We start from the raw sequence: 26,770 nt of genomic DNA on the forward strand, positions 1-26,770 counted from the left end.
CAATGCAAAATCTCAATTACCAAGAGATCTTAAACTGGAAGGCTTTTTTACATATAAAGTCGTCAGAGAGTAAAGATAGCCGGCTAACCAATTTTTATAATACCAGCACTTACCAAGGTGACACGCAACTTAAGGACATAGAATTCGTTGCCTTAGATTTCGAAACTACGGGTTTAGATGCCAATCAAAATAGCATCATAAGTATTGGTTTAGTTCCTTTTACCTTACAACGAATTGCTTGTAGATCAGCGAAACACTGGTTTGTCACACCAGAAGACAAACTCCAAGAAGATTCGATAATAATTCATGGTATTACCCATTCCGATTTAAAAGGTGCACCTGATTTGTTGCGTATTTTGGAACAGTTATTGGATGAGCTAGCTGGAAAGGTTGTGGTGGTACATTATCGCAGAATAGAACGTGACTTTTTTGACGCAGCGCTTCGCGGTTTGATTAATGAAGGTATTGTTTTTCCAGTTATTGATACCATGCAAATTGAAGCAGACATTCAAAAAACTCAACCAAAAAAGATCATAGATTGGTTTAAAAACACTCGTCCAATTTCGATTCGACTTGCCAATAGCCGAACACGTTATAACCTACCCACCTACCCTCCGCACGATGCCTTAACCGATGCCATTGCGACTGCCGAGTTATTGCAAGCGCAAATTCATTACCATTTTAGCCCCGAAACGCCCATCAATAAACTTTGGTTATGACATTTTAGTGATAAAAAAACCGAGTGCCAATTAATCACTCGGTTTTTTTTATCTATCAATTCAGAGAATTAATAAGGACGTTTCTCGGTCCGTAAGCCCATAAGCAAACTTACACACATCACCAACAAAATAATGGTGAATGGTAAGGCGGTCGAAATAGCGCCGGCTTGCAAGGCTTGAATAGCTTCAGTACCACCCACCCAAACAAGAGCCGCAGCAATAGCACCTTCAACCAATGCCCAGAATACGCGTTGAGGAACGGGTGCATCCACTTTGCCACCTGATGTGATGCTATCAATAACCAATGAACCGGAATCGGATGACGTCACAAAGAAGACCAACACTAACACAACGGCCAAAATAGACAGAGTACTGCCCAACATTGGCAGTGCATCAAACATTTGGAACATGGCAAGCGGTACTTCTGTTAATCCTTTTTCACCTAACGTACCGATGTTATTAACAACCTGATTGATTGCCACACCACCAAATACCGACATCCAAAGCGTCGTAACTACCGTTGGAACAATCAATACTGCCGTCACGAATTCACGAATAGTACGGCCACGTGAGATGCGAGCAATGAACATGCCGACAAAAGGTGACCATGAGATCCACCATGCCCAATAGAAAACAGTCCAACCATGCATCCAAGCTTGATCTTCACGACCAACTGGATTACTTAACGGAATAATGTTTTCAATATACCCCATGACGGTAGTCGGTATGGTCCCCATAGACACTGCAGCAGTCAACATGGCAACAAACACCAATAACGCTAGCGCCAAAAGCATGTTGATATTACTGATGATTTTTACGCCACCATCAATACCACGAACCACTGAAACAACCGCTAATAAAGTCACAACGAAGATAATAATAACTTGCAACGTTAAGTCATTATCAATACCGAATACATGGTGAAATCCACTGGCTGCTTGTTGAGCGCCAAGTCCAAGTGATGTAGCAAGACCAAATAAAGTGGCAAGTACGGCTAAAATGTCAACGATATGTCCCGGCCAACCCCAAGTACGGTCGCCTAGAATCGGATAAAAGACCGAACGCATAGAGAGCGGCAAGCCTTTATTGTACGCAAAGAATGCAAGAGAAAGAGAGACAACACCATAAATTGCCCACGGGTGAAGTCCCCAGTGGAACATGGTTGCACCAAGTGCAAGCTTGGCCGCTTCTGGTGTGTTAGCAGCAACATTGAGTGGCGTTTCGTACCATCCGGTAAAGTACGCAACTGGTTCTGCAACTCCCCAGAACATTAGACCGATACCCATACCTGCCGCAAATAGCATTGCTATCCATGACATCATCGTATAATCGGTTTTGGCTTCATCTCCCCCTATACGGATTTTACCATATGGCGAAACAATCATTGCCAAGCAAAAAACGACAAAAATATTGGCTGACCACATAAATAGGCCATCAAAAGCACCAATTATTTGCCACTTTAACCCGTCCAATATGGACTTTGATGTTTCCGGTTCAACCAGCAAGATCGCAATTAAAAAGAGGCCGATTAAGGAAGCGCTGATCCCAAAAACAGGATTATGTACATCAAAACCCCACTTTTGAATATTATCTTGTCCGACCGTGTAGTCGGTATTATTAATACTGTATTTATCTTTTTTGGTATCCATTGGTCCTCATTTAGAAAAATTTCCATTTGATTGTGAGGGTCTAGTGTACTTCATTCGAGTCGTACTTTCTAAAATTGTTACCCCAACAGACTAATTCTAACGCAAGTTGCTATGTAAATGTTCCTGATTTTTCTTCGATTTGCCGTCTCTCTGTGTAGCTAAACAAGCGATTTTCACCTCGCTCTATGTCTTATCCAACCTAGCATAATAATCATCAAAAACACTGATTACATTACTAATGATTACTTATAAAACAGGCATTTAAATCCAACAAAACAACAACCTATAGCCGCAACAATCAACCGAAGTCACTAATCATGCAAAATACTAATAATCAAGATGAATACTTAGAGATTGTTCATGATTCCGTTTAGAGTAATATTTTGGACGTCCAGACATCCCTAATGGATGTAAACACAATAAAAAAGTAAGAATGGACATTCTAAAACATAAACTCAACACATAAGGAATAGACACATGACAACGACAACTCATATCTTAGGTTACCCACGTATTGGAGAACAAAGAGAATTAAAAGTTGCTCTAGAAAAATATTGGCGAGGTGAAAGTAATCAATCCGATCTAAAAGCGGTAGGCCGTAAATTAAGGCGTCAAAACTGGGCAGTCCAAGCTGACGCGAATTTAAGCTTTGCTGCCGCAGGTGATTTTGCATGGTACGATCATGTACTCACCACCACACTTCTTCTTGGACACGAACCCAAGCGACACAAAGAAGCTAACCCTGACCTTGATACCCTGTTTCGTATTGCCCGCGGCCAATCGAAAACGCAATCTATATGCTGTAGTGGAAATTCTGATACAAAAAAAGATAAAGCAGCATCAGACATGACAAAATGGTTCAATACTAATTACCATTACATTGTCCCTGAATTCAGCAAAGATGACGTTTTTCAGGTAAGTTGGCCACAACTGTTTGATGAAATAGAGGAAGCGATAAAAGCAAATCATAAAGTAAAACCGGTACTCCTCGGACCCATATCCTACCTTTATCTTGGTAAAGAAGTAGACGAAGGTTTTGACCGTTTGTCATTGTTACCTCGTTTATTAACCGCTTATCAAACTATTTTGACAACGCTTTCTAAGCTAGGTATTGAATGGGTGCAAATAGACGAACCAATTCTTTCTCTTGAACTAGACGAACCGTGGTCTAATTCCTTTGAAGTCGCCTATCAAGCACTACAAAGCGACCTTAAAATCCTATTAACAACCTATTTTGATACGGTAACAGACACACTTGACCAGATCGTTAAACTTCCTGTTAATGGCCTCCACATTGATCTGTCAGCCGCACCAGAGCAGCTCGATGAAGTATTAAGAAAATTGCCGCATGATTGGGTTCTTTCTGCGGGTGTCATCAATGGTCGCAATGTATGGCGTACCGATCTCGCTTCTCAGTTAACTAAACTCCAGCCCGTAAAAGAAAAGCTCGGTGATAAATTATGGATAGCAAGCTCCTGCTCACTTTTACATAGCCCAGTGGATCTGGGATTAGAAGACCAGATTAATGAAGAAGTGAAAAGTTGGTTTGCGTTCGCAAAACAGAAAGTAACCGAAGTCAGTGTGTTGGGTGCCGCTCTTGATGGGGACCAAAAGGCCATTTTACATTGTGAAACTTACAGTCAACCTATTGTCTCACGTAAAAGTTCATTGCAAGTAAATAAGCCACAGGTTAAAAACCGTCTCAGTTCTATTACCAAAGAGCTCGCAGAACGAAGTGCACCATATTCCGAACGCTCTGCACGTCAATCTGACGTTTTAGGTTTACCATTACTTCCAACAACGACGATTGGGTCTTTCCCACAAACAAGTGAAATTCGCGTCCAACGTAACGCCTTTCGTACCGGTCAAGTATCAACATCGGATTATGCACTAACCTTGAAAGGGCACATTGCCGATGCGATAGAACGTCAAGAAGCGCTAGGTCTAGATGTATTGGTTCATGGAGAAGCAGAACGTAATGACATGGTAGAGTACTTTGCTGAGAACTTATCAGGTTTCCAAACAACGAAGTTTGGTTGGGTACAAAGTTATGGCTCACGCTGTGTGAAACCGGCGATAGTGATCGCAGATATTGAACGAGAAAAACCAATATCCGTTGAGTGGTCCACTTATGCTCAATCATTAACGACCAAGAAAGTGAAAGGGATGTTAACAGGCCCAGTGACCATTCTATGTTGGACATTTCCACGAGAGGACATCTCACGCAAAGAGGTCGCAAATCAGTTGGCACTCGCGCTACGAGACGAGGTGTCAGATTTACAAGATGCAGGTATTAACATTATACAAATAGATGAACCTGCCATTCGTGAAGGCCTACCGCTTAAAAAGAGTCGCCATGCTGAGTATCTGGAATGGGCGGTAGACGCGTTTAAGATCTCGGCTGCAGGTGCTAATCCAGAGACTCAAATTCACACTCACATGTGTTATAGCGAATTCAATGAAATTATTGATTCCGTCGCCGCATTAGATGCCGATGTCATTACAATCGAAACCTCTCGTTCTAATATGGAACTTCTGAAAGCATTTGAAGCGTTTAATTATCCAAATGCAATTGGTCCCGGCGTCTACGATATACACTCACCAAACATTCCCTCTGAAGAATGGATTGTGAATTTGATGAAGAAAGCCGCAGAAAAAATCCCAGTTGAACGTTTATGGATAAACCCTGATTGTGGCTTGAAAACGCGTAACTGGCCTGAAACTGAAGCCGCGCTTGCAAACCTAGTTTCTGCCGCAAAAACACTGCGTATTGAATTGTCATAAGCAAAAAACTTAATACATCCGTCAGTACTCGCCTCTTCCTTGATAAAAGACACTCATGGGATGGATATAATACGATATATCCATCCCATGCTCCTTTCAAACGAATAAAATAGGAAAATTACCCCTCATGTTTATAGGGTTAAAATGTTGCTTAATAGTTGCAATATTGTGTTTACATTTCATTTTTTTCGTGAAAGAGTTACGTTATTATCTTCCAGTTATTTTAAAAAAAGCAGCTGAAAATGTGGGCGCCATCGCGTAAGGTGAAATTGAGCAGAAAGATGCAAAAATACTTAATATAGATCACGGAATTTAATGCGTAAGTGCTTTAATTTCGCCTCGAAAAGACTTTTTCTTAATTTATTGCAGAGGTAGAAATGCTAGAACTAATCATTGGATTGGTAATAACAATCGGAGTGGGTTACTTCATTGTAAAAGGTTACAGACCAGCAGGGATACTGCTTACAGCGGGTTTGTTGCTCCTTATCTTAACAGGTATACTTGGCCATACGGTTTTACCGGCCAAAATCGCTTCAACAGGTAATTATTTCACAGATTCACTAGAATTCATCAAGTTTATGCTAAAACATCGTGGTGGTGGTTTAGGCATGCAAATCATGTTGCTTTGTGGTTTTGCGGCTTATATGACCCATATTGGTGCAAATAATGTAGTAGTAAAACAATTTTCAAAACCTTTAGCTGTCATTAAGTCACCTTACATTCTTTTAGTTGCTGCTTATATTGTTGCCTGCCTTATGTCTCTTGCTGTAAGTTCAGCAACGGGTCTTGGTGTGCTCTTAATGGCAACATTATTCCCGATGATGACGGCAATGGGTATCTCCCGTCCAGCGGCTGTCGCCGTTTGTGCTTCTCCTGCTGCCATCATTCTATCTCCGACATCTGGTGATGTTGTGGTTGCTGCTGAAAAAGCCGGCATGGCATTGGATGTCTTTGCTGTTCAAACCGTACTGCCAGTTTCACTTTGTGCCATTGTTGTCATGTCTGCTGCTGCCTATTTTTGGAACAAGTATTTAGACAAAAAAGAAAACACACCAATGGAAAAAGTAGACATCTCTACTATGGAAGTTAAAGCACCAGCGTATTACGCGGCGCTTCCGTTCCTTCCTATTTTCGGTGTATTTTTGTTTAACGGCAGAACGATTGAAGGTTTGAGCCTAGACATTTATACCATTGTTGTTTTATCGATATTCATCGGTGCTATGGTCGATTACATAACCAAAGGCTTTAAAGGTAGAGAAACGTTAGAAGATATGGATTCTTGCTATGAAGGTATGGCGGATGCTTTCAAAGGTGTCGTCATGCTATTGGTTGCGGCGGGTGTTTTTGCTCAAGGTCTAATGTCTATCGGTGCTATTGATAACCTTCTTCACCTAGCTGACCAAGCAGGCGCAGGCGGTATTGCTCTGATGCTTCTATTAACTGTTTTGACCGTTGCTGCTGCAGTCGCAACTGGTTCTGGTAATGCGCCGTTTTACGCGTTCGTTGAACTAGCACCAGCATTAGCCGATAAACTGGGTCTAAACCCAGCCTTCCTAATTATTCCAATGCTTCAAGCATCGAATTTAGGTCGTACTATTTCACCTGTTTCTGGCGTTATTGTCGCAACATCAGGTATGGGTAAGATCAGCCCATTCGAAGTCGTAAAAAGAACGTCGGTACCTGTGTTTGCAGGTCTAATCACTGTGATTATAGGAACGGTTGTTCTTGTACCTATGATGGCCAGTTAATCTAGATTAACGGAAAGCGAATTGTTCATATTAAAAATGCTAGTCAGGTAACTGACTAGCATTTTTTATCGGCCTAATTTCAACTACAACGTTCTAAATAATATCAATCGTAATGTCTTTAAACTGATAAAGCTCACCACCAAATTCTGTACTAAACGCTTTAGCATCTTCTTGTTTGCTAAAACTGCCAAGCGTTTTACCCATCGCACCCTTTTGACTCGACCCTATAACAAACCACGCTGTTTTGGCATCAATAAAGTGCTCATCGTTTGGTTGTTGCCATGGTGTCTTGCTCATATCATGCACAAAGACTTGTTGAACCTGTCTTTCATTCTCAGGCTGTAACAAGTACGCAAAGAGATCTCGCGTTGAGCAGAATTTCATTACCTCTTCACGACCCGTTTGATACGCCTCGCCTTTAGGCCCTGGGAAGTTAGAGATGATCATGCCACAAAGATGACACTCATCACTGCTTTCTATCGCAACGGCTTGTTTTAACATTTTTTCTTGAGAGGTCTCACCGCAGCCAATTAGCCCAATACACAGGGCAAGTAATAGAGTCCATTTTGTCGTTTTTTCTTTCATCATTTCATGCCTCTTATAAGTTTTTTTGTCTAAAAATAATTAATGTAATACCCAAAGGAATAACCACCCATGCCACCATTGCGCCGAGTAGCGTGCTGGTAGAGAAACTGCTATTGATAGCCACCGCAAGCACGCCATTGACATCGCTGCTGTTCAGTGAAGACAAATTGATTAATCGAAACAAGTCGGCAGGATTAAACATCATCAACTGAACCAAGCCGTGTTGAGTTATCGCTTCACTAGAACCCACCAACAGTCCCAGCAATACCAGATCGAAAACAAGAACAAAAAACAACCATATGATCAATGCAATACCTGCGGCTTTAGACTTCTCAGAAACCGATACGCTGATGATATAAGCTAGCGCAACAAAACAAAGCCCCAATAAACTGGACGTAATAATAAAGAGACTGAATGAGCGACCGACGTCTTGCATATCGGTCGTGATGCTTAGTAATACAGCGGCACTACCGAAGCCCAAAATGGTGGCGAGAGTGATAATACTGCCCTGCCCTAAAAACTTCCCTAATAACAGCTGTCCATGGCTTATTGGATAGGTCATTAACAACAGCAATGTTCCTGACTCATGTTCACCAACAAAACTGTCGTAACATAGCAATAAAGCGATCAAAGGTATGATAAAAACGGATAGGCTTGAAAGGCTCGCAATTGTCGTAGACAGCGATGGCGAACCGATATGACCAGATGCCACACTTCCATAATAGCTCAAACCGATTGAAAGCAATGAAAAGATGAATGTGATTGATACAAACCATCGATTTCGCAAACTATCCTGAAATTCTTTTAATGCAACAGCAAAAACTGGATTCATATTGCTCCCTTATTATTCTGACTGTCTTCGCCGACCGCCGTCGCCATTCGTAGATAATATTGGTATATCTGTTCTAGGTTCGCATTCTCAACCTGTATATCATCGAGCGAGTCGTAATCTAATAATTGTTTTAGCACATTTACTTTGAGTTCTTGCGGTATATGTAATTGCGTCGCGTGCACAATAAATTGGCGTAGATTTTCATTCTGTCTTAACGCACCATTGATGCCTTGAGTTTTTATAACAACGGGTAAATTTGCTTGTTGCCTTAACTCATCTAACGTCCCTATCGCGATCGACTTGCCGTTGGACAGTATCATGGCGCGATCGATATGCTGCTCAACACCTGGCAATACATGCGAGCACAAAATAATACTTGCGCCCTCATTTCTAAGTTGGTCAACACTCAAATAAAATTCTTGAGTGGCAATAGGGTCAAGCCCAACCGTCGGTTCATCCAATAATAATAGTGTTGGCTTACCCAAAAATGCCTGCGCTAAACCTAGACGTTGTCTCATCCCTTTTGAATAGGTTTTTACCTGCCGATGCATCGCGTTTGATAATCCTACTTTTTCCAGAAGCGGACTAACCTGCCCCTTTGGCACTGATTTCAAACGTGAGAAATAGGTCAGGACCTCATACCCGGTCAACTGTTCATAGAAACTGACATTTTCTGGTAGATAACCTATCTCTTTTCTGCTATTCCAAGCCTGTTTGCTTTTGGGGTCGACGCCACATACTTTTATCAGCCCGTCACTGGCCGCGATAACACCTAAAATCAATTTCATCATGGTGGTTTTACCGGCACCATTATGGCCAAACAGACCCAATATCTCACCGCTATTTAGCGTTAAGTTAATGCCATCCAATGCCCGAAGGTGTTTGTAATGTTTGCTGACGCTCTCTAGCGTTACAACTGGATAGCTCATGAGTTATTTCCTATTCCATCCGTCGGTTTCTTGATTTCGCTATGCTGTTTTGCTTGCTCGCTGATGTTCATCGGGGACATCAACGGATATGAATCTCGGACACCCGCTGGTTTTAATACTGGGAACTGTTTTTGAATCCACCGAAGCATGAGCACAGAAGGGCTATCCAACAATACCTTCGCCTCTGGGTATTTCCAAACCATTTTGTCTATACCATCATTAGGTTCGAACGGTGTATCCCCTATCATATTATTGTCTAGATCCCAGCCAAGATAATTGCTCCAAAAATTTCCCACACCATTTTGGCTCCACTCTTGCTGACGATTGGAGGCGTACTTCACTTGCACCGGGTTATTTATAAAGCTATTACCGAAGATCTTGCCATTCTCAGAGCCCGCGGTTAGATGGATACCAATTTCAGCCGTCTCGATTCGATTGTAGCTAATGGTGTTATAGGCTGAGTTATATATGAATAGTCCTTTGCCTTCTCGCCCCATCACTTTATTTTCCGGTCGAGTCCAGACATTGTTAATCTCGTTGAAACTGATATCGGAATAAGTAATGAAGTTCACTAACATACCGTAATCTTCACTATTACGGCTGCGGTTACCTTGCACAATCAGATGTTTTGAGCTCATTAAGGCGTATCCGGCTCGAGTGTTGTAAGCCGTATTTGAAATGACTCGATTACTATAGGAGTACATATAATGTATGCCGTAGCGTAAATCATGCATGACATTATCTCGAAGCTCACTGTCTTGACTGGCGATGATGTATAGACCATCCCGTGTACCGCTCACCTCGTTACCAATAACTTTGGCAAGTTTTACACCCGAAAGTTGAACACCATTTCCGCGGTCTGCAGAACGCAACTCAGGGTTGCCTTCAATTTTGTTATTTTCTATCAGTATACGGCTGGATTTTTGCAACCAAATCCCAAATCCATCGCCTTTTAATCGGTTGTTACTAATCGTGATGTTTTCTTGCTTGGTATCAAGATAGATGGCGGCATTTTGTTCCGTTAGGTCGCGACCCCAATTGATGATAGTAAGGTTGTCTATTTTGATATTTGATGTATGCAACGTGAGTGCATTACCCAGCCCATTTGCATCTATGATCGCCCCTTCCTGCCCTTTTATTGTAATGCCTTTGGTCACATTGAAGCGGCCAGAATAGATACCAGGCTGAATGAGTACCGTGTCCCCATCTTGTGTTGAATCGAGTTTTTTCTGTAAATTATCGGAATGGTTTACGGTGATGAGGTTCGCCCAAAGACTGCCACTAAATAAACTAAGCCATATCGCAATGAAGCACGTTCTCTTTTTCAATCGACAAATCCTACACAGACTAAAAATAGGTCACTGTTCGGGCTCTCTCAAATACAATGAAAGAGCCCAACATCAGTTCGTTACTCAATAACTGAGAAACGTATTACGCTTCAACGAGCATGCGTCCACGCATCTCCATATGAAGTGCATGACAGAACCAGTTACAGTAATACCAATGAACGCCGGGCTTATCGGCTATAAAAGTTATAGACGCGGTGGCCTGTGGACTGATCTCCATTTGAACACCGTGATTGGTCATACAGAAGCCATGACTAACGTCTTCAACCATGTCTAGGTTGGTTATGATGACCGTCACTTCGTCGCCAAGTTTCACTTTAAACTCGTTCAATCCGAATATCGGAGCAACCGAAATCATGTAAACACGAACCTTATTGCCATCACGAATCACCTTGCTTTCACCAAGTACATTCACGCCATCTTTCTTCGCGATCTCCAATGTCTCTGCGAACATGGGGTCTTCTCTGGTCCACAGTTTGTCGGGTTTCACCTTACTACGGTGTACAATGATGCAGTCATGCGGTTCAGCATAGGTTGGGCCATCATGAACCAGCTTCATTTCATCGCCAGAAATATCGATTAACTGATCATTCTCTGGATGCAAGGGACCGACGGGTAAAAATCTATCTTTCGAGAATTTACAAAGCGATACGAGCCATTTACCATCTGCATCTCTGGTCTCACCCATGGATGTATGGTTATGACCGGGCTGATAATGCACATCGAGTTTCTGACGAACGTAATTTATCTTTTCGCCATTATGCGCTTTGATGGCATCTTCTACGTTCCATTTTGCTATCTGACTATCAAGGAATAACGTTGTATAGGCGTTTCCTCGATTATCAAATGCCGTATGAAGTGGCCCCAAACCAAGTTCTGGTTCCGCAACAATAGTATCTCTCGGTTTTATCTTATCGCTAAATAGGTCGTCCAATTTAGCAATTGCGATAATCGAAACCGTTGGCGATAGTTTACCATTCGCAACAAAATACTTACCGTCTGATGAGGTATTCAACCCATGAGGCGATTTTGGAACCGGTATATAGCGCGTTAATTTTGACCCTTTACGGCCATCAAGAACAGGCACATCGTTACCGTTGTACGTTTTAAACTCGCCCGCTTTCAATGCAGCTTCACAGCGTTCTAAACTAAACACCACAACATGATCGCGCTCTGCTGAAATCATGTCATTTAGGTTCATACCCATTTCGGTGTTGTAGCAGGTAGAAGCAAAATACTTACCGTCAAAGTCGGCGTCAGTATTATCCAAGTTACCATCTACCATAACCTGAAATGCAACAACCATTTCTTCTGCATCAATGACATTAAACAGAGATCGATAAGTGCTAGTGTCTTCCAATGTGGCTTTGCCATCATTATTCATTGGAATCTCAAATTCACTATTACAAATAACATACTTTGTATAAGGCGCTTTCTGTACGCGCAGCCCGTGAATGGCTTGCACGTTAGGTACGGTAAGCATTTTATCGCACTTCATTACATTACAACGAATACGTGCAACACGGGAGTTGGCTTTGTCATTAATAAAGACATATTTTCCGTTGTAACGCCCATCCGTCATGCTCATATGTGGGTGATGAGAATCACCGACCAGAACGTTAGCACTGTCGCCCTTGATACGTCGACTTTCATTCGTTAATCCCCAGCCTGTTGCGCTATCTGTGTTGAACACAGGAATTCGCATCAGTTCTCTCATTGAAGGGATACCGAGTATACGTACTTCCCCTGAGTGGCCACCACTCCAGAAACCGTAATACTCGTCTAAATCACCAGGGTGCACCACCGCACTATTCTTTATATCGGCAGCCTGTGCCTTCGCCATTGAAGCAAACATAGCCGCCGTCATAGGGGCAGCCGCGACGCCTAGTCCAATCGCGGCACTTTTACCAAAAAATTTACGGCGTTCAGTATCAACAGGGGAGCCATCAACGGGGGCATTATCATTAACCTGATCGATTTTATCTTCACTCATGGTAAGTCTCCATTCTTTTCATGTAAGGTATTAACGCTTAAATATCACGAACCACAACGACAGTTTGCTGATGTGATTTCTATTATTGTTATATCTCTTTTACTAATATCTCAGAGGGACTACGTTTCCTTTTTTTGTAAGCCATTTTTTTCAATGGCGGACATTTTTGATCGTTCGAATAAGTAATTTGACAGTCCAAACAGTAGTGACATTCACGCATATTGATCACACCATCAGGCTGAATGGCCTGAATTTCACACTCTTTAGCACAGATATGGCATGGTGTTCCACAATCAGGACGGCGTTTTAGCCAGTCGAATAAACGTACACTGTTTGACACTGACAACGCCGCACCAAGTGGACACAAGTAACGGCAGAAGGTTTTACGATTAAACAAATTAACGAATAGAATAAGCACGGCCCACAACACAAACGGCCACTCTCTATCAAATTTCAGCAAAAAGGTGGTTTTAAAGGGTTCTATCTCTGCGAACTGTTCCGCCAGCGCGATAGAATCCAGAGACAAAGCAAATAAACCAAGCAAAATCAGGTACTTTATCGCCCATAACCGCTCATGCACGGCCCACGGAAGTTCAACTTGAGGAATTTTAACGTACCGAGCAAACTGATTGATCAGCTCTTGCAATGCACCAAAGGGACACAACCAACCGCAATATACAGCTCTTCCCCACAGCAAGATGGTGACCGCAGCGGCCGACCACAAGATGAAAATCACTGGGTCAAGTAAGAAAAGATCCCAAGAAAAATCTTTTAAGAAAGCGTGAAGAAAGGTAAAGACATTCACTACCGATAACTGACCGCCCCACTGCCAACCAATAAACACCACGGTAATGGCGAGAAAACCGTGACGTAAGCGATGCATAAATGTGGGATGGCGAACCAGTATATCTTGAAAAAACAGGATAAGAATAAGCACCACTATCAAGATGGAAAGCAACACAACGGTCACCTGTTTCTCTTGCCACACTTGTTGTGTCAAGGTCAATTCAGGTGGTGGTATGATCGCCGGTGGCGTATCTACGTACTGCTCTAACGTATCGTAACTGCCTTTAAAACTGGTGAATACACTGTCAATGGGCCCCGTCTGTCTACGAACTAACAGCGCCACCTGCCAACTTGCACCAGGATCAAATTCAAAATGGGCTTGAACCCTAAAGACCGACATCTCTCTAAAGCGAGGGGAACCTTCGCTGTACAGATCGGTAATACGGGTATGATCTAAATCGCGAAAGGATATCTCGTCGTCATTTTGCTGAATCTGAATTCGGTCAAAGATCCCGCCTCTAACATAACCAGAACCTTTGTAAGAATATCCATTTCCGAATACGGCGATAAGGTGCTCGCCTTCTTTTAAGTCTTTCGTTAACCACTGGTATTCGGATTCTCCGAACAAGTTTTTGCCAATAGTCGGAATGTCAGCTATTGCATAATAGAGTTCGGCGAACATCTCATCTTTTTTGCTGTCCGGAACCGTATCAACGTCTGCACCTAATGTGCCCTCAAAGGCCTGTTGCACCGACTTATTATCCAAAAATAGCTTTCTTATCGAGCCGTCACCCGTGAGTTCCAACCAATTCTTTTGGCTGTATACATCCTGCTTGATCGTTGATTTAGGCTGGATAATGCCTTTCGATGCTTTAATGATCCCTAACGATTCTGCGGCTTTTGTTGCTGCCTTAGTGATTGCGACGTTCATTACCATTACCGTCACTGTTGCACCAGACAACCCATCAATAGGGATATAATTTTGGTTTGGTTTACCCCCGACCTTAATACGATCCTTTACTGACAACCCCACATATTGGTCGCTAAAATCCCACAATTTTTTCTCGGGTATGCCCGCCAGAATGATCGGTTCATGATGCTCGAGTACTTTAGAGGCAAGATATTGACCTTTAGGGTCGATGATAACCAGCATATTGACAGGCTCACCTGAATAAGCCGGAATCCGAGCGATATCATTGGTTTCGAATGCATAACCGAGCACCTCGTCACCATTCTTGATGGTACGCAGTAGCAACTCGCCTTCTTTTTCCGAGATGGAAGTAAACTGAGGCAAGGCTTCTTGTATAAGTGGAATGGGATCTTTTGCAGGACTCACAAAAAGCGCATGTGCGGAATATGAAAAAAGCACATTGGACAGAACGAATAGTAAAGCAAAGAAAGACATTAACGTAGTGAAGGCGTTTCTCATTCTTTTGCTCCGAGCAAAATCAACGCGGGTTGATCATTGTTCATACATTTTCTCATAGTCATAGTTCACGCATACCATGTTACGTAATTGTAACACTTGTAATAATAGTGTGGACAATATGTAAAGAGCAAGATAGCAACACTCATAATAGGAGCTACCCACGTTAGAAAGATAATTTCTATTCAATTGATGTGAAAGACCTCAATGTTACCGTCATCGAATTCAACAACTCGTACTAATAATGATTTATATCAATAAACATCACCCCATTTTAGGTCTTGAGTAATACGGCAAGCCCATCACCAATGTTTACTCCCATTTATGACATTGAAAATAGTCACTTAAGAAGTCAATCAGTGCCCGTACCGTTGGTGAAAGATGTTTGCGGGACGGATACAGGACAAAAATATCCATCTCTTGCGGCGTCCAATTCGGTAATACTTGTAGTAATGCCTCTCGCTTTATCAACGGATTCACTAAGTAAGTGGGCTGCAATGCGACCCCAGCCCCCTCTTCGGCCGCTTGCATTAAAGCGGTAGCTTCATTAGCGGTTAATCGGCAGTTAACCTCTACAGACTGTAGTTCATCACCTTGATTCAGATGCCATACATGGCGTTCAAAGTTTTTGTAGCCCAAGCATTGGTGGCTTTTTAGATCTTCGGGTGAATGAATGTTGGCACTCCTTGCCAAGTATTCTGGACTAGCGACCAATACCGAACGGCATTTGGCAATGCGCTTCCCTATCAAAGATGGATCTGGAGAAGAGGTAATGCGAATCGCTAAATCGATTCGATTTTTTATCATATCTGTAGCCAAATCTTGCAAGTCAACATCAATGGTCACTTTAGGGTGCAACACCATGAAGTCTGTTAACGCGGGTATCAATCGAGAGTGACCAAATGACATACTCGTCGCAATACGAATTGAACCTTGTAATTCTTCGTTGGACTTAACCAAATTGACCATTTTATCTGCGTCATCGACCCATTGTTCAATGTCATTGAGATACTGCGCGCCAATAGTAGTCAGGGATACTTTACGCGTAGAGCGATGCAACAAACGAGCATCGAACCATGCTTCCATCGCCTCTACATAACGCGTCACCATGGGTCGTGACATATCTAAGCGCTCTGAACTTACCGTAAAACTGCCTGTATAAGCAACATCGATAAATACCTTTGCCGCGGTCACCTTGTCCATACACTTGCTCGATTTAAGAAACAATGTTGCACATTATCATCTATATATCTGAACAACACAATTACCTAGACTCTCTCCTGTCTTCAGATACTAACCACATGGAAATCAATATGAAAAGAATTACATTACTTGCCGCTTCACTTCTGGTTGCGATGTCAGCTCAAGCAGAAAACAACAGCCTTCTCACACTAAAAGTGTACAACGCAGACCCAAACAGCTTTAGTGTAAATTCAACGTTGATATATGGCGATTCAGAAGCGGTAGTGATTGACGCAGGCTTTACCAAAGCCGATGCACTAAGAATCGTCGCGAACGTTTTGGATTCAGGTAAAGAGCTAACCACCATCTTCGTTAGCCAAGCGGATCCTGACTATTACTTTGGTACTGAGTTATTGAAGGCGTTCTTTCCTGAAGTAAAGGTCATCGCAACGCCTGAGGTACGGCAGGTCATTAAAAAAAAGATGGCGAACAAAATGAAAATATGGGCACCGAAAATGGGTGTGAATGCCCCATCAAACCCTATTCTGCCTGATGCCTATTCACTGTCATCTTTCACCATTGACGGGCATAGCATTGAGATAAAAGGTACGGAAGGAGTGCTAGCAACCCGCCCTTATCTTTGGATCCCATCCCAGAAGGCGATAGTCGGAAACGTGGCCGTGTTCGGTAACCTACACGTATGGATGGCAGACACACAAACCCAAGAACAGCTTGCCGCGTGGTCAAAGCAACTTGATGAAATGACAGCTTTAAATCCAGAGGTTGTGGTTCCAGGCCACATGAAAGCAGGCACGCCATTAGACGCCAGCAGCATTCAATACACCCAAGATTACATAGAGGCGTTCAAGAAAGCCAAGAACAATAGTAAGAGCAGCCAAGCATTGATTGATAACATGTTGAAGGTTTACCCTGAAGAACAAGTGCCTGTTTCATTGCTTATTGGCGCAAAGGTTCACATGGGAGAAATGAAATGGTAAAGATTCACTATTTTTTTGACCCGATGTGTGGTTGGTGCTTTGGTGCTACCTCATTAATGGAAGCCATTAAAGCCACCCAAGGAATTGAGCTAGAAATGCACCCCGGCGGAATGATCGAGCGGCGAGATATGGAGGCATCATTTCGACAGATGGTGCTTAGCCACGATGAGAGAATCGAATCTATTACCGGGCAGCACTTCGGTGAGGCTTACAAAAAAAGAGTCAACGGCGACGAATCGATAATCTTAGACTCTTTCCTTACGGCTCAAGCGATTGTCGCTATGGAGCAACTTTCGAACAAAGGTTCTGAAATGCTAAAAGCGATTCAAACTGCCCATTATCAACGCGGTTTGGATGTTAGTGAACTCGCTGTTCTTGGTGAGCTTGCCACCGTGCTCGGTGCAGAAACCTCCGATTGGCAACACGCGATGTCGGCAACCAAGCTAGGCATCAACACTATCATTGCTGAAAGTCGCCAACAAATGAGCCAATGGCAGATTACTGGCTTCCCAACCTTTGTGTTGGAAACGGAGTCAGAAACTAAACGGATCTCTCATACACAGTTCTATGGTCACCTTGCCGACTGGAAGCAATGGTTGACGAGATTGGTCTCGTCATCATGATGCATGTCGTAAAGGCGTAATAAACACCTTAATATCATCCGGCCCAGCATAATAAGGTGCAGAGGTAATGAATAGTGCCACGCCAGTCTTAGCAAACTCGGCAACGTTCGACTTATTTATTCCACCCGCGATTGAAAGTTGAATCATATGACCTGATTCCTCAACTATTTTTTGCGCAGCCAGTACGTCATGGGTAGAGAATTTGTCCAATTGAATGATATCTGGTTTTGCGAGAACTTGTTCTCTCACCATCTCTAGATGGTCCGCTTCAACAGTCACTTTACTCTCGGGATTGTTTCGTCTAATGCTTGAAACCTGAAACATCCAGTCCTCTGGGTTTTCCAACAAATTTCTGTGGTTAGTAAAGACAAGCACTGACTCACTTAACCCGGCTCGATGGATGCGTCCGCCCCCAGCAAGTACGGCCACTGTGGCTAATTTACGCGTACCTGGAATTGATTTTCTGGTACACGCCACTATTGCATTCTGGTTTATAGATTTTACACTCGCCACCATTTCTGCCGTATACTGTGCCACACCACAGCACCATTCAAGAATCACCTGAACGACCTTCCATGCCTGTTGAATACGCTCGCCGCTTCCCTTTGCTTCGATGAGCGTTGTACCCGCTTTTACATCGTTACCATCGTCAACAAAAAGCGTCACATCGAGACCTAACTTAACTAAGAGTGCTTGAGCAACGTACACGCCAGCCACCCTTCCGGAGGTTTTTCGGTTAAATACAATTTTGCTTGGTACATTACCTATACCTAATGAGCGCGTGGTTATATCTCCTCGATACACATCTTCAAGTAGAAATGCATCCAATTCAGCATCAGAAAAATAAATCATTAACCCTACCGCCTATAAATAGTTATAAACTTTCACTGCTAAAAAATTAAATGTTAAAAAATGGCCTTAATTTAAATCACAAAAAGTAACGAACGAAAAATAATAAAAAACCAAAAATAGCTTATTAAACAATCATATACAATTAAATTTATAATAAAAACAATTATTTTTATATTGATATATTAAACATTAAAAATTATTAATAATCGATAATTTGTTATTATCATATGACAGTAACTAATATTTATCAATTACTTATGGCTTGATTTTATTTTAAAATTTCAATCCATTATCATCGAAAACTTTATTTTTCAAGATTTGTTGCTATTTATTTATTCTGTAAATAGGACTACTATCTAATACGTTTCAATTTTATTATCGGGATGAACGATGACGAAGCGGTTGTCAATGATGTCTATACCCGTAAGAGAGAAGAGTTGGAAAAGTCACACTGGAGAAAAAAATGAGAAGTAGCCTAGATTGTATCCCGTGCTTTATGCGTCAAGCTTTAGAAGCCGGCCGTCAAATAAGCCAAGACGAACAGCTCATTGGTCAAGCACTTAAACGTATCGCGCGCAGTTTGGCTGACTTCAACCTTGACCTGTCTCCTCCGGAAATGGGACAACTTATTCATCGAATTTTACGTCAAGAGGTAGGCAGCGATGATCCTTATCTGCAAATTAAAAAGGATTCTACTCGAGTTGCCCTAACACTCGTTCCAGATGTAATAAAACATCTTGAGCAGAGCGACAATCCTTTTGAGGTCGCAGTGCGTTTTGCTATTGCAGGCAATATACTCGATTTTGCTTTGATGTCTGTCTGGGATGAGCACAAGATAAATTCGTCTTTCGACAAGGCATTAAACCACCCTATCGATTCGGATACTGTTGAGCAATTGAGGCTGGATTTGCATAAGGCCAAGCGTGTTCTGATTCTAGCTGATAATGTTGGTGAAACCGTGTTTGACCGTTTTCTGATAGAGCAATTGCCGTCACACCTTGATGTCACCTACGCCGTAAAAGCGTCTCCGGTTATTAACGATGCCATTGCAGATGATGCCGTTGAAGCAGGAATAGATAAGCTCGCTAATGTCATCGATAATGGTACTGACGCACCAGGAACGCTATTGCATCAATGTTCACCATCATTTCTCGCGCACTTTAATGCGTCGGATATCGTTATAGCAAAAGGACAAGCAAACTTTGAATCTCTCAACACGACCGATAGGCAAGTCTACTTCCTTACTCAGATAAAATGTATCGTCATCGCTGAAGCCTATGGCTATAACGTGGGTGATTGGATCGTCACAACCACTTCAAAATTAAGGGATAAAGCAGGTCGCGAATTAAATGGTGTGGCATAGCGCTGTATTTAATATATAAAAACAATAAACAAACCCACTTACGAAACCTAAGCATTTGATCAACATTCTGAAAAGTTGTCCCTTCAGTGCATCCTTTCAGTGCAGAGGTGTATGTTGAAATAGTCACTCCACCGACATCACAATGTGCCAAGATTGAAGTGTTATAGCGACAATCTAACGGAATGACCATTATGAAATGTAGTGTCATTAGTATCGATTTAGCAAAGAACGTCTTTCAAATCTGCGCGCTCAGTAACGAAAGAAAAGTCTTATTCAACAAAAAAGTAAAACGTTCCAATTTACTGCATGAACTGCGACAGTTTGACCCCACTCTTGTCGTAATAAAAGCTTGCTACTCTTCTAATCCATGAGGTCGTCGTATTCAGAAACTCGGCCATACCGTTAAGTGCATTCCCGCATTTACTGTAAAACCTTTTGTTATCGGCAATAAAAATGACAGCAACGTAGCGCCTGGATGAACCAACTCAAAGGATTACTGGCCGAGTATGGTGAAATATTGCCGAAAGGTGTTACACATATTAAGCGTCATTTGCCTCTTATTCTAGAAGATGAGAGCAATGAACTCACTTCGGTTTCTCGTGGCTTCATCACCAGAATTGCTCTCAATATCCGTTTATGCAGCAAACAAATAGACGATATCGATTCCGAGCGACAACCGCTTCTCTCTCATCGAAGCGACGACCAAGCAATGCTGAATGTTCCTGATGTTGGTTCGGTTGTCGCTTCGGTTTTGCTTGCCTACATTAACGATATCCACGGGTTTAAGAATGGCCGCCAGTTTGCCGCGTGGATAGGGTTAACACCTCGGCAATATGCCAGTGGTGATACAAATCGGCTGGATAAAATCAGTAAACGAGGTAACCGAACGCTTAGGAAATGACTTATTCATGGCGTTCGTGCGGTATTGAACTGGGGCTCTGGTAAAGATGACCGCCTTAGCTTCTGGATGAACGCATTAAAAGAGCGCATGCATCCTTGTAAATGTACGGTCGATTTAGCGAACAAGCTTGCCCGTCTTATCTGGGCAGTATTGGCAACGAAGGTGGAATTTCAAGCATCTAAGGCTTGTGCTTGATAACAAGGAAAATATTTTAAAAAAAACAACAGGAAACGGAAGTAACACAGTTAATGAAAAAACGGCATTCGCCCTGTTTGGAGCCTCGTAGAGGACAACTGCTTGATAGTAAAAGCATTGTTGTATGTGACAGGCAAATAGGGCTCTTGAATCTCATTAGGGCGCTTCGCAACAAAGCGAATTAGAGACGCCGGATATATGTCAAAAGACCGTATTTTTTAGCTAGTGCCAATACTGTCAAATTAGGTGAATGTTATGTAGCGGACTAACGATCACGGCTTTGTAATAAACAAATCTTCAATCTTAACTTGATTGGAGTGATCATATATGTCCCTTCAATTTCTCCTATTTTTCATCTTCTATATTCAGTTAGATTTGAACATCATTCAGCCTTAAACAGTTCGGGGGTTTTTCGCTGATCTATTAAAGAGCGTTTGGCTTGAGAGTATTCCGATGCATCCAGTGCTGATAGTTCAAAAGCAGATTGTAAATCCATCAATTCCTTTCCTAACGTGTTATCTGTACTAAATGAGTATTTCGGTGAAAAAGAACATCCAAGTAATAAAAGTGAACTTAATGCGGCTACTGCAATTTTCATATCTAGCTCCAGCTATACAAATTTCATTAAGCGCGCCTCAATCGCGCACCTAATGATTCTATCTCGACGAGAAACGAAACCTCAATGGCCAAGACCGCATGAGACCATGCACATTTGTATACCTAAAAATAGGAATCCGTAAAGAACTTACCAAGTTATATTGGCCTAAAGTTCGAACCTTGATGATTCTATGGTTTTAGTATTTGGATTAATGACTCTGCAATGTAATCATAAACACGCTTTAAACGTAGATTGTTTGCTCGCTCTCGATGTGTGACTAGCCAAGTTGGTACGCAAATTGGGGCCGATAGCTTCGGATATTCAACGACATCACTACATTGTTTAGCTATTGATTCCGCCATAATACCAACCCCCATCCCAGCTCTGACTAAATTCCAATGTTCAACATGATTGCCGGCATAACATTTGAAATTTTCCTCCGTAATCAGGACACCTAAACGATTCAGCTCTGCAATAATTTGGTCGTTACTACCCACAACCCCAACAAAGGGAATAAGTTCTCCTTCTAGTGTGTCGCTTAACGACTTCTCTATGTCCTTTGAGCAATATAATTTAAATAATTGATCGGGTAGTTTTCGGGCAACTAAATCGTCCTCTTCAGGCTCACTATGGCGAATAGCGATATCGCATTCCCTGCGTAAGATATCGGTTATTCCGTAAGACGATATGATTTCTATTACAATTTTCGGTTCTTCTTTATGAAAAAGACGAATTAGATTTGGCAATATATACGCGGCCATCGTATCGGTGCATGAAATACGGACCTTTCCTTCTATCTCACTTTTTTGGCCAGATGCTGACATCGAAAATCTCGAAGCTGCTTCACCCATATCCTTAAGATGAAGTAATAACTCTAGCCCAAGCGGTGTAACATGAATACCTTGATTAACTCGTTCGATGAGAATCACGCCAAGCTCTTCCTCTAAACTAGACACTTGTCTACCTAAAGTCGGTTGGCTCATTCCTAATGCTCTGGCAGCGGCTGAAAAGGACCCTTCTTCCGCGGTCACCAAAAACGCCCTAGCTTTGTTCCAATCAAACTTTAATGAATCCCAATTCATGTGTTGCTCCATGCAATTTTTTATGGCTGCCATTCAATTCTAGTCAATTGTGAAAAGAGTTCATATTTAGGATACTCATACTCTATTCAATATAGGACTAAAGGAGTCAATAATGAGTCAACAAGCCGAATTTTGGAACCACATGGCGGCAAAATATTTTAAGACGCCAGTGAAAAATCAAAACGTCTATAAGTCTAAGTTAGATCAAATCCGTCAGTTATTGCACTCAAACGCCGATGTACTTGAACTAGGATGTGGCACCGGGTCTACTGCGCTTTTACTATCAAGTAAAGTTCGACAATACGATGCATGTGATTTCTCTGAAAGTATGATAAATATCGCGAAGACTCGAGCAACCGAAGATGATATTCACAATATCTCGTTCACTGTAGAAGATATTGAAACTTATTCTATTCCCAGTGAAAAGTATGACCTTGTAATGGCCCATAGTGTATTGCACCTCATCAATAATGCCGATTCAGTCGTTGAGGCGATGATGAATGCTTTGAAACCGAATGGGTATATTGTTTTTAGTCTTGTTTTGCTTAACAATATCCCTCTTCCACTGCGCTGGCTGTTGATGCTTGGCCAGAAAACAGGCTTTGTTCCACATCTGGTTTACCAACGCAAAAGTGAGCTTTTATCCCCACTAATAAGAGGGCATTTTCAGGTTCAGACATCGTGGAAAATCGACACAAATAATGTGTTCGTTATTGCCCGAAAACCGAACGAGCACCATGTATAAGTTACTCATAAAGTTATTGATCAGAAAAGCACGACACGCAAATTGAAGGCGTCATTAGTGGGTCTCGTTTCTTGAAACGTGTCAATACAATAAGCCCTATTTTGTCACTTATTCTACTTTTGAATATACCTGAAAATACAATACTAGGTGGTGGTTGAATCGCTGCCGTGTACGGTTCCTTCAGAATCATCTCACCATTAGAATATCTTTTCAGCATTTCTATTGCCACTTTGTTAATTTTTTTGATTAGCCATCTATCAACGACCTTAACTACATTCTTTTAACTTATAACCCATTCACGTATTAATATTTAGAAATACATCTGCATTCGTATTCTGTTGTATTATGACGGTCCCGCAGTATAAAGATCACCACACATCAATATTTGTAATATTCTGTATATTTATCATAATGCTGGCATAAAATTATTGATCTTTGCAGGTAGTGTTCTTATAGGGGACGGTAGTGGTAACCGGTTGATTTTTGGTGCTATTGATAAGGTTTTACAAACGCTAGATGGGTGGAAGCCCCAGCCACATCCCGGCACACAAGTCACTCGCCCTGGCTGCTTCCTTCCGGATCTGACCAATTAAACAAGGTATTGTTGCGGGAGGACCAGGGCCTCCATAGATTCTGTTTCGTTAGTACGGTGACTAGCGAGTGCGAAGGATTATCGGCTATCTATAATTGCATTGCAAGTCATCTATTTCGTAATTTTAGCCTTTGTTGATTAAGTGGCTATTTATTGCTCGCTCAGACCCCTCACATGGCTATTTTACAGCACACCTTTACTTTTAAGCGCTTGAATCACTTGTTCTTCACCACAAACTTGCACACTGATAATCCCTAAAGATGCGGCCGCCTCTATATTTTGTTGGTTATCGTCTAAAAAAAGAACTTTATCCGGGGCAACTTCTAACACGTCGAGCACATGCTCAAAGGCCGCCCGTTCTGGCTTTGCTTTATGCATGTGGTGAGAGACAAAAATAGTATCGAAATACTCTGCTATACCAAACTCTTCTATCAATCTTGGGAAGTGCAGTTCATTGGTATTACTTAACACAGCAAGATGGTAACGACCCCGTAATTCGGTAAGCGTCTGCGGCATCGTTGGAAAGATGCCCGTTGGCCACGCAGTAAAGGCCTCCATGATCTCTTCAACGCTCTGCTCTAATTCGAATTGCTGTTTAAACTGAGTCGTAAACTCGACAGCGGATATCTGCCCTTTTTCGAATTTTTGACCAAATTCGGAGATAAACCACGTCTCGATTGGCATCGAATTTTCAGCTTTCAACCAACACTTAGGTACCGGCGAATCACCTAAACCAACGACAACTCTTCCTAAATCAAATAGAATGACTTCAAACATAGAACACCTATTCACTGTATAAGATAAAACTGTATCAGTATGGATCAATTTCTAGCACAAATCTTTGTTGTCATTCACCAAATCCCATCAGGGAAGGTCTCGACCTATGGTGAAATTGCAAAAATGGCGGGTTACCCCGGTTACGCTCGACATGTTGGTAAAGCACTTTCGAACCTGCCGAAAGGCTCAACGCTGCCTTGGTTTAGAGTCATCAACAGCGCAGGTAAAATATCATTAAAAGGTGACAGTTTTGCGAGACAAAAAGAACAACTTGAAAAAGATGGTGTGCAAGTGAGTGAAATGGGAAGGGTTAGCCTTAAAACGTATAAGTGGCAACTGTAGCGTCATCTTTTAAAGCCCATAATAGTCGGTAACCTCCTTCTATTATCCCTATAAACCATCCCGTCATTTTCACGAAATTAGAAATGCGGTTATAACCGAATCGCATTACACGAAAATAAGAATGATGGTACCGACTGATATTTTATACATTATGCGGGCTAACGAACCGCAACCAAATTCAAGTCTACCTGTTTTGTTTGAGACTCATCGGTAATGACTTGGTATGCGGTATCCGTAGTGAATCGCAAGGTGTCATTGACATGTATCGTTGCTCGAACGCTATACCTATGTTTTTCTTCAATCTTATTCGCGTCATAACTCAACTCAAAATCAAATGGAACCTGGGTTCCATCGGTGGTAAATATTTGCTGAGCCATTTTTTTTGCTGCGACATCCATTAAGGACACATCTTCCAATGTAACTGTCACCACTGCATTTGGTGGCAATGCTATTCTTTGTCGGTAGTTGATATTACCTTTGATTGATTCCATCATAACTTCTTTTTGTTCCGTCGCTTGTTTAGTCGACTCACAACCCACCAACGTAAAACCCATTACTATTGATAAAACCAAAATTAGTGTCTTTTTCATAAAGCCTCTTTATAGTTAGCTACTTGCTAGCAAGTATAAGAATAACCTAAAATAAAATCCTGTTAATCGCATATAATTAACAAAACAATGACGGAGATGATATGAGTAAGCCTCTCAACGAGCTGTTAGAACTTTTGCAGTTAGAACAATTAGAAAACGAATTATTCAGAGGCCAAAGCGAAAACTTAGGCTTACCGCAGGTATACGGAGGACAAGTCATCGGTCAGGCTCTATCAGCTGCACGGTATACGGTGGCAAATGATCGAAAGGTACACTCCTTTCATAGCTACTTTCTTTTGCCCGGCAATCCCGAAAAACCGATTATCTATGACGTAGAAAATCTACGGGACGGAAAGAGTTTAAGCACAAGACGTGTAAAGGCGATACAGAATGGTCGCCCGATTTTTTATCTAACCGCTTCTTATCATGGCGATGCAGAGGGATTCGATCACCAAAACAGCATGCCTGATATACCCGGTCCAGAAAATTTCGTATCAGAAACAGAGCTTGCCAATCAAATTGCCGATTTTCTACCAGAAAAGATAAAGCAGATTTTCTGTGGGGAAAAACCCATCGAGGTTCGCCCCGTGACGGTAATTAATCCGCTAAAACCCGTTGAAGCCGAACCCAAACAGTATCTATGGATAAAGGCCAACGGCAGTGTGCCAGATGACCAACTCATTCATCAGTATCTTCTTGCGTATGCTTCCGACTGGGGTTTTCTTGTTACTGCCATGCACCCTCACAAAACCACATTGATGACACCAAACTTTCAGGTGGCGACGATTGATCATTCCATGTGGTTCCATCGACCTTTTAAGATGGACGAGTGGCTGCTTTTCTCTATTGAAAGCCCAACTGCAAGCAACGCCCGTGGACTCGTTCGTGGTGAAATATACAATCAACAAGGTCATCTGGTCGCATCCGCGGTTCAAGAAGGTGTCATGAGATTTACTAAATAATCTAAATTAAAGATAAGTACATTGATAAACACAAGCATTCGCGAGGATACTCGCGAATGCTCTTTTCCCCTCAACCACGCACCCATCACTGTTTATTCTCTCCGTTACCTATAAAAGGAGAAAATAATACTCTCCTGTGACTTCTTTTGAAGCAATAAAGCAAAATAATTC

Annotated in this window: 22 protein-coding genes, 1 other RNA gene and 1 pseudogene; 10 read left to right on the forward strand and 14 right to left on the reverse strand. The window is 42.0% G+C overall.

Translation table 11 applies throughout. The features are described from left to right. Positions 1 to 2: 2 nt before the first annotated feature. Positions 3 to 719, forward strand: coding sequence for a 3'-5' exonuclease (locus tag L3V77_RS11300; RefSeq protein ID WP_275134256.1), 717 nt, complete (start codon positions 3 to 5; stop codon positions 717 to 719). A 68-nt stretch (positions 720 to 787) separates the two neighbouring features. Here L3V77_RS11300 and L3V77_RS11305 read toward each other — a convergent pair whose 3' ends face one another. Beyond that, a complete protein-coding gene (locus L3V77_RS11305) occupies positions 788 to 2,368 on the reverse strand; it encodes a BCCT family transporter (protein WP_275134257.1) in 1,581 nt (526 codons plus the stop codon). A 477-nt stretch (positions 2,369 to 2,845) separates the two neighbouring features. On the opposite strand from L3V77_RS11305, the gene metE reads away from it, so the two are divergent. Together metE and dcuC are read left to right on the forward strand one after the other, a co-directional pair. Next, positions 2,846 to 5,152 carry a 5-methyltetrahydropteroyltriglutamate--homocysteine S-methyltransferase gene (gene metE, locus L3V77_RS11310; RefSeq protein ID WP_275134258.1) on the forward strand — a complete coding sequence of 769 codons (2,307 nt, stop codon included), beginning with the start codon at positions 2,846 to 2,848 and terminating at the stop codon, positions 5,150 to 5,152. A 377-nt stretch (positions 5,153 to 5,529) separates the two neighbouring features. Beyond that, the gene (gene dcuC / locus L3V77_RS11315) at positions 5,530 to 6,900 is read left to right on the forward strand and encodes an anaerobic C4-dicarboxylate transporter DcuC (protein WP_275134259.1); all 1,371 of its coding nucleotides are present in this window, start codon (positions 5,530 to 5,532) and stop codon (positions 6,898 to 6,900) included. A 93-nt stretch (positions 6,901 to 6,993) separates the two neighbouring features. On the opposite strand, the gene L3V77_RS11320 is transcribed toward dcuC, so the two are convergent. From L3V77_RS11320 to L3V77_RS11350, 7 genes are all read right to left on the reverse strand, one after another. Next, the gene (locus L3V77_RS11320) at positions 6,994 to 7,488 is read right to left on the reverse strand and encodes a nitrous oxide reductase accessory protein NosL (protein ID WP_275134260.1); all 495 of its coding nucleotides are present in this window, start codon (positions 7,486 to 7,488) and stop codon (positions 6,994 to 6,996) included. A gap of 10 nt (positions 7,489 to 7,498) precedes the next feature. After that, a complete protein-coding gene (locus L3V77_RS11325) occupies positions 7,499 to 8,317 on the reverse strand; it encodes an ABC transporter permease subunit (protein ID WP_275134261.1) in 819 nt (272 codons plus the stop codon). After that, positions 8,314 to 9,246, reverse strand: a complete 933-nt coding sequence (locus L3V77_RS11330; RefSeq protein WP_275134262.1) for an ABC transporter ATP-binding protein — start codon at positions 9,244 to 9,246, stop codon at positions 8,314 to 8,316. Before L3V77_RS11330 ends, L3V77_RS11325 begins: the two co-directional genes overlap by 4 nt. Continuing rightward, complete coding sequence (locus L3V77_RS11335; RefSeq protein ID WP_275134263.1) at positions 9,243 to 10,574, reverse strand: nitrous oxide reductase family maturation protein NosD; 1,332 nt, start codon at positions 10,572 to 10,574, stop codon at positions 9,243 to 9,245. The genes L3V77_RS11330 and L3V77_RS11335 overlap by 4 nt, the downstream gene beginning before the upstream one ends. 103 nt (positions 10,575 to 10,677) lie before the next feature. Then, positions 10,678 to 12,585: a TAT-dependent nitrous-oxide reductase gene (gene nosZ, locus L3V77_RS11340; protein WP_275134264.1), complete on the reverse strand. Its 1,908-nt coding sequence runs from the start codon at positions 12,583 to 12,585 to the stop codon at positions 10,678 to 10,680. Between the two features lie 88 nt (positions 12,586 to 12,673). Then, on the reverse strand, positions 12,674 to 14,800 hold the full coding sequence (locus tag L3V77_RS11345; RefSeq protein ID WP_275134265.1) for a NosR/NirI family protein: 2,127 nt from the start codon (positions 14,798 to 14,800) through the stop codon (positions 12,674 to 12,676). A 309-nt stretch (positions 14,801 to 15,109) separates the two neighbouring features. Next, positions 15,110 to 16,000, reverse strand: a complete 891-nt coding sequence (locus L3V77_RS11350; protein ID WP_275134266.1) for a LysR family transcriptional regulator — start codon at positions 15,998 to 16,000, stop codon at positions 15,110 to 15,112. A 110-nt stretch (positions 16,001 to 16,110) separates the two neighbouring features. Here L3V77_RS11350 and L3V77_RS11355 point away from each other — a divergent pair, with 110 nt between their 5' ends. Together L3V77_RS11355 and L3V77_RS11360 are read left to right on the forward strand one after the other, a co-directional pair. Then, entirely contained in the window at positions 16,111 to 16,977 is an 867-nt protein-coding gene (locus tag L3V77_RS11355; protein ID WP_275134267.1) for an MBL fold metallo-hydrolase, read from the forward strand. Continuing rightward, complete coding sequence (locus tag L3V77_RS11360; protein WP_275134268.1) at positions 16,971 to 17,600, forward strand: DsbA family protein; 630 nt, start codon at positions 16,971 to 16,973, stop codon at positions 17,598 to 17,600. The genes L3V77_RS11355 and L3V77_RS11360 overlap by 7 nt, the downstream gene beginning before the upstream one ends. Here L3V77_RS11360 and modD read toward each other — a convergent pair. Continuing rightward, positions 17,595 to 18,452, reverse strand: coding sequence for a ModD protein (gene modD, locus L3V77_RS11365; RefSeq protein WP_275134269.1), 858 nt, complete (start codon positions 18,450 to 18,452; stop codon positions 17,595 to 17,597). The genes L3V77_RS11360 and modD overlap by 6 nt on opposite strands. Positions 18,453 to 18,915: 463 nt before the next feature. On the opposite strand from modD, the gene L3V77_RS11370 reads away from it, so the two are divergent. Together L3V77_RS11370 and L3V77_RS11375 are read left to right on the forward strand one after the other, a co-directional pair. Then, complete coding sequence (locus L3V77_RS11370) at positions 18,916 to 19,815, forward strand: ARMT1-like domain-containing protein (protein ID WP_275134270.1); 900 nt, start codon at positions 18,916 to 18,918, stop codon at positions 19,813 to 19,815. A 191-nt stretch (positions 19,816 to 20,006) separates the two neighbouring features. Beyond that, positions 20,007 to 20,911, forward strand: a pseudogene (locus L3V77_RS11375) (IS110 family transposase). A 382-nt stretch (positions 20,912 to 21,293) separates the two neighbouring features. Here L3V77_RS11375 and L3V77_RS11380 read toward each other — a convergent pair. Together L3V77_RS11380 and L3V77_RS11385 are read right to left on the reverse strand one after the other, a co-directional pair. Beyond that, positions 21,294 to 21,509, reverse strand: coding sequence for a hypothetical protein (locus L3V77_RS11380; RefSeq protein ID WP_275134271.1), 216 nt, complete (start codon positions 21,507 to 21,509; stop codon positions 21,294 to 21,296). Between the two features lie 188 nt (positions 21,510 to 21,697). Beyond that, positions 21,698 to 22,591, reverse strand: a complete 894-nt coding sequence (locus L3V77_RS11385; protein WP_275134272.1) for a LysR family transcriptional regulator — start codon at positions 22,589 to 22,591, stop codon at positions 21,698 to 21,700. Positions 22,592 to 22,703: 112 nt separating this feature from the next. Between L3V77_RS11385 and L3V77_RS11390 the strand changes: the two genes are divergently transcribed. Beyond that, positions 22,704 to 23,336: a class I SAM-dependent methyltransferase gene (locus L3V77_RS11390; RefSeq protein ID WP_275134273.1), complete on the forward strand. Its 633-nt coding sequence runs from the start codon at positions 22,704 to 22,706 to the stop codon at positions 23,334 to 23,336. A 524-nt stretch (positions 23,337 to 23,860) separates the two neighbouring features. On the opposite strand, the gene ffs is transcribed toward L3V77_RS11390, so the two are convergent. Together ffs and L3V77_RS11400 are read right to left on the reverse strand one after the other, a co-directional pair. Next, positions 23,861 to 23,957, reverse strand: an RNA gene (gene ffs, locus L3V77_RS11395) — signal recognition particle sRNA small type. A 154-nt stretch (positions 23,958 to 24,111) separates the two neighbouring features. Beyond that, complete coding sequence (locus tag L3V77_RS11400; protein WP_275134274.1) at positions 24,112 to 24,705, reverse strand: HAD family phosphatase; 594 nt, start codon at positions 24,703 to 24,705, stop codon at positions 24,112 to 24,114. A 39-nt stretch (positions 24,706 to 24,744) separates the two neighbouring features. Here L3V77_RS11400 and L3V77_RS11405 point away from each other — a divergent pair, with 39 nt between their 5' ends. After that, the gene (locus L3V77_RS11405) at positions 24,745 to 25,047 is read left to right on the forward strand and encodes an MGMT family protein (RefSeq protein ID WP_275134275.1); all 303 of its coding nucleotides are present in this window, start codon (positions 24,745 to 24,747) and stop codon (positions 25,045 to 25,047) included. A gap of 158 nt (positions 25,048 to 25,205) precedes the next feature. Here L3V77_RS11405 and L3V77_RS11410 read toward each other — a convergent pair whose 3' ends face one another. Beyond that, positions 25,206 to 25,637, reverse strand: coding sequence for a YbaY family lipoprotein (locus L3V77_RS11410; RefSeq protein WP_275134276.1), 432 nt, complete (start codon positions 25,635 to 25,637; stop codon positions 25,206 to 25,208). Between the two features lie 101 nt (positions 25,638 to 25,738). Here L3V77_RS11410 and tesB point away from each other — a divergent pair, with 101 nt between their 5' ends. Then, complete coding sequence (gene tesB / locus L3V77_RS11415) at positions 25,739 to 26,599, forward strand: acyl-CoA thioesterase II (protein ID WP_275134277.1); 861 nt, start codon at positions 25,739 to 25,741, stop codon at positions 26,597 to 26,599. Positions 26,600 to 26,770: the final 171 nt, after the last annotated feature.

The organism is Vibrio sp. DW001 (assembly GCF_029016285.1).
In the GTDB taxonomy this organism is placed as follows: Bacteria; Pseudomonadota; Gammaproteobacteria; order Enterobacterales; family Vibrionaceae; genus Vibrio.

Coding starts and splice junctions, on each gene's coding strand:
- L3V77_RS11390 (WP_275134273.1), top strand. CDS start 22,704: ATGAGTCAACAAGCCGAATTTTGGAACCACATGGCGGCAAAATATTTT.
- L3V77_RS11410 (WP_275134276.1), bottom strand. CDS start 25,637: ATGAAAAAGACACTAATTTTGGTTTTATCAATAGTAATGGGTTTTACG.
- L3V77_RS11400 (WP_275134274.1), bottom strand. CDS start 24,705: ATGTTTGAAGTCATTCTATTTGATTTAGGAAGAGTTGTCGTTGGTTTA.
- tesB (WP_275134277.1), top strand. CDS start 25,739: ATGAGTAAGCCTCTCAACGAGCTGTTAGAACTTTTGCAGTTAGAACAA.
- L3V77_RS11345 (WP_275134265.1), bottom strand. CDS start 14,800: ATGAGAAACGCCTTCACTACGTTAATGTCTTTCTTTGCTTTACTATTC.
- L3V77_RS11300 (WP_275134256.1), top strand. CDS start 3: ATGCAAAATCTCAATTACCAAGAGATCTTAAACTGGAAGGCTTTTTTA.
- L3V77_RS11350 (WP_275134266.1), bottom strand. CDS start 16,000: ATGGACAAGGTGACCGCGGCAAAGGTATTTATCGATGTTGCTTATACA.
- dcuC (WP_275134259.1), top strand. CDS start 5,530: ATGCTAGAACTAATCATTGGATTGGTAATAACAATCGGAGTGGGTTAC.
- L3V77_RS11325 (WP_275134261.1), bottom strand. CDS start 8,317: ATGAATCCAGTTTTTGCTGTTGCATTAAAAGAATTTCAGGATAGTTTG.
- L3V77_RS11355 (WP_275134267.1), top strand. CDS start 16,111: ATGAAAAGAATTACATTACTTGCCGCTTCACTTCTGGTTGCGATGTCA.
- nosZ (WP_275134264.1), bottom strand. CDS start 12,585: ATGAGTGAAGATAAAATCGATCAGGTTAATGATAATGCCCCCGTTGAT.
- L3V77_RS11360 (WP_275134268.1), top strand. CDS start 16,971: ATGGTAAAGATTCACTATTTTTTTGACCCGATGTGTGGTTGGTGCTTT.
- modD (WP_275134269.1), bottom strand. CDS start 18,452: ATGATTTATTTTTCTGATGCTGAATTGGATGCATTTCTACTTGAAGAT.
- L3V77_RS11380 (WP_275134271.1), bottom strand. CDS start 21,509: ATGAAAATTGCAGTAGCCGCATTAAGTTCACTTTTATTACTTGGATGT.
- L3V77_RS11320 (WP_275134260.1), bottom strand. CDS start 7,488: ATGATGAAAGAAAAAACGACAAAATGGACTCTATTACTTGCCCTGTGT.
- L3V77_RS11385 (WP_275134272.1), bottom strand. CDS start 22,591: ATGAATTGGGATTCATTAAAGTTTGATTGGAACAAAGCTAGGGCGTTT.
- L3V77_RS11405 (WP_275134275.1), top strand. CDS start 24,745: ATGGATCAATTTCTAGCACAAATCTTTGTTGTCATTCACCAAATCCCA.
- L3V77_RS11370 (WP_275134270.1), top strand. CDS start 18,916: ATGAGAAGTAGCCTAGATTGTATCCCGTGCTTTATGCGTCAAGCTTTA.
- L3V77_RS11330 (WP_275134262.1), bottom strand. CDS start 9,246: ATGAGCTATCCAGTTGTAACGCTAGAGAGCGTCAGCAAACATTACAAA.
- L3V77_RS11305 (WP_275134257.1), bottom strand. CDS start 2,368: ATGGATACCAAAAAAGATAAATACAGTATTAATAATACCGACTACACG.
- metE (WP_275134258.1), top strand. CDS start 2,846: ATGACAACGACAACTCATATCTTAGGTTACCCACGTATTGGAGAACAA.